1 protein-coding gene is annotated in these 2519 nt (G+C 55.1%); it reads left to right on the top strand.

What is annotated here, in order from left to right; all coding sequences use genetic code 11:
• Window positions 1-81 precede the first annotated feature (81 nt).
• Window positions 82-849, top strand: a complete 768-nt coding sequence (locus AB4037_RS34525) for an IS5 family transposase (RefSeq protein WP_441774665.1) — start codon at window positions 82-84, stop codon at window positions 847-849.
• The last annotated feature ends 1670 nt before the right edge of the window (window positions 850-2519 follow it).

Genomic DNA, 2519 nt, shown 5'->3' with positions numbered 1-2519 from the left:
CTAAGAGCCCAACCCGAAAAGAGTTGAGCGGTTTCAGTCGGTTGTGATTCCGTCAGGTTGCGAGACGTGATGGAGAACACTATGGCCTGGACCGAAACCGCCCGGCGTGATCATGCACGCCGGGGGCTGCGCTATTCAAGCGATTTGAGTGATCGGGAATGGGCCCTGATTTCGCCGTTCCTGCCCAGGCCCAAGACGATCGGCCGGCCACGGACGACGGATCTGCGGGAGGTCATGAATGCGATCCTGTATCTAGCGTCGAGCGGTTGTGCGTGGTCGCTGCTGCCCAGGGACTTCCCACCCTATACGACGGTGCAGCGCTACTTTTATGATTGGCGCGACAGCGGCCTTTTGCAGACGATCAGCCGGCATCTGGTGGCTGAGGCACGTGAACTGGAAGGGCGTGAGGCCAGCCCGAGCGCCGGCGTCATCGACAGCCAAAGCGTCAAGACCACCGAGAGCGGCGGCGTTCGGGGCTTTGACGCCGGCAAGAAGATCAAGGGCCGCAAGCGGCATATCCTCACCGATACTCTCGGCCTTCTTGTGGGCCTCGTCGTTCACAGTGCTGATATCCAGGACCGCGACGGCGCCGTTGTCGTTCTGAACAGCGTTCGCCATCGTGAGCCCTGGCTGCGTCATGTCTTCGCCGACGGCGGATACGGTGGCGCCAAACTCAAGGGACGGCTGCGCGAGATCGGCCTGGCTCGGGCGATGCCGCAGGCTCGCGAAGGACTTCGAGAAAACCATCCAAAGCGCACAAGCCTGGGTCCTCGTCGCCAACATCAGGCTCCTCACCAGACGCATCGCAAGATATTGCTATCCCTCATAGAGTTTCGAGTCAGGCTCTAACACGCGGTCAGAACTCGCATTGTCTACGAACTCTTCAGCGTCAGCCGAGGAGTGCAACCGACACTGAATATTGGTTCGACAACCCAGCACTGTGGCAAAACCTCAAAGCCCTGAACTGTGAGTCGGCACATGAATCATCAACCTGAACGACGTTCAATCGATTCTCGAATTAGCTCTAACATCGTACATCCAGACGAATTCGATTGCCTTGCAGCCTTGGAAATACTGCTCCTAATGAAGGAGGCTGATGACCAATGAGAGGTCCCTTCCGTGGAGTGTGGTGTGGTGTGGTGTGGTGTGGAACTTGATGATACCTTACGAAGAAAGCATAATCCCTATGGACGAATTGGCGAGAGGCTATGTCATGGTGTATTTTATTTTTGCTTCGTATGCCGATCATGAAGCTGGAGGCCCGGTGGAAAATATTTGCAGACCCTCCTCCCTCGGGCCTCCTTAATTTATGGTTGCTTGTATATGGTCTGCGAGCTCGTTGATGTCGAATTTTTCGTGGGGAAGCATTTTCTCTTTTTTGCTCGGGGAGTTTCATGAAAGAATTTCCGAGATTATGTGCCGCGAGAAATGATGATTGGCAGATTTTGGCCTTCATTCGTTTCTCCGTTTCTTCTGATGAGAGAGTAGAGCGTCGGCGCCGATGGCTTGCCTGCTAATGTCTACTCAATTTCGCTGCAGTGGGATGACTGCCGCCACCTAACACAGTATAGATTCGCTCCGAATAAGCGTCGATATTCCGAGATATTGTAATTCTTCTGCTACAATTGGGATCGCATCTTATATTGCAGCTCCTCTGGTGCTTTCTAATCCAATATCGGGTATTCAGAATACACCTATGGGCCTTGTTCGGAATCTCGGGAACAGTGTTTCGTCGCTGTTATTTCCCGTGTCTGCCGGTCTTTGCTCGCTCTATACTGGAATTAGCTCGCTATTCACTCCCGATATTCCCGACGCTGGGCAACTCATCTCCTCCTATAAGGGGAGCACTCAGTCCGCCACACAGCCGAACACCGCTACGCCGACCGTTGCCCAATTTTATCAGGCCTCGGCAGTGGACATCGTTCTCAATCCTGACAAGCCACCAGCAGGAACGAAGGCTTTCGTGGTAGACGGCAAGCTACTCACTTTCACCGACAGGTCGACCGGTCTGCTCGCCCGAGATCCTGACGGAACGACGACGCATCATCGACTACGTCCTGTCGCCGCCGATCGAATCAGGCTCTCGTGCCATGCATGAGCGCTGACAAAAGAATGACGAAAGACGGGCAAACAAAGCGAGTTCAATTTCCTGAAAAACAAGTCAGTACGGTGCTTTAGGTGTTTAGGCCCGAGCAAGGCGGATCCGCCGCGGTGATCGTATCTTGCAAGTTTCGTAGTTCTTAATCCGGCCCTCCGGTCCGCGAGCTTGCCGCTGCCAATTGGAATGACCCAGCCACAGCGTTCGGCGCTGGAGCGAGGCTCGCGGTATAGCCCACTGCTGCGGGCTTGAATTTCCTGATCGGAGTGCGTGCCAGATGGTCCGACGACCTATTTCGTGATCGAGCGAGAACCGTGAGCGCTGCGCTCGGCTCCAGGTACTCCATCAGGGATATTCGGCGATCACCACGCCGGCCAGAACGTCCATCTGCATTTCGGGACGATCGAAGGGCGAGGCCATG

This window comes from Labrys sp. KB_33_2, assembly GCF_052114505.1.
Lineage (GTDB): Bacteria > Pseudomonadota > Alphaproteobacteria > Rhizobiales > Labraceae > Labrys.
This window is presented reverse-complemented; position numbering and strand designations above follow the sequence as displayed.